The organism is Mesorhizobium sp. M7A.F.Ca.MR.362.00.0.0 (genome assembly GCF_004023175.1).
Taxonomy (GTDB): Bacteria; Pseudomonadota; Alphaproteobacteria; order Rhizobiales; family Rhizobiaceae; genus Mesorhizobium.
This window is the reverse complement of record NZ_RZTF01001014.1, coordinates 1-279: the sequence shown is the minus strand read 5'-3', so window position 1 is coordinate 279 and position 279 is coordinate 1. Positions and strand designations below refer to the sequence as shown.

The window sequence follows — 279 nt, the reverse complement described above, 5'->3', positions numbered from 1 at the left end:
CTAATCCTGTATCAGCTGCTATTTTTCTTTTACATTTCCATGAGACACCTAAAATACTGCAAGAGTATTCTTTAATATGCGTTAAGACTTTAACCAAATTTCGTTTAACATCCTGGCGTAATTTCATATCAGAAATAATATCTTTATAAGCACGTAATGATTCGTTTAATTCTTCAATAGTTTCAAAGCTTGCTAATTTTTTATATACATTTTGACTAGCGATTTGCATTCTTATTCTCCTTTTTCGGAACAAAAAAAGACACTATTATCCCTTAAAAC

1 protein-coding gene is annotated in these 279 nt (G+C 29.4%); it reads right to left on the bottom strand.

Annotated features, from left to right (window positions below; translation table 11 throughout):
* The coding region (locus tag EOC06_RS38930; RefSeq protein WP_206631434.1) for a hypothetical protein at positions 1 to 229 on the bottom strand (229 nt) is incomplete at its 3' end.
* Positions 230 to 279 lie beyond the last annotated feature (50 nt).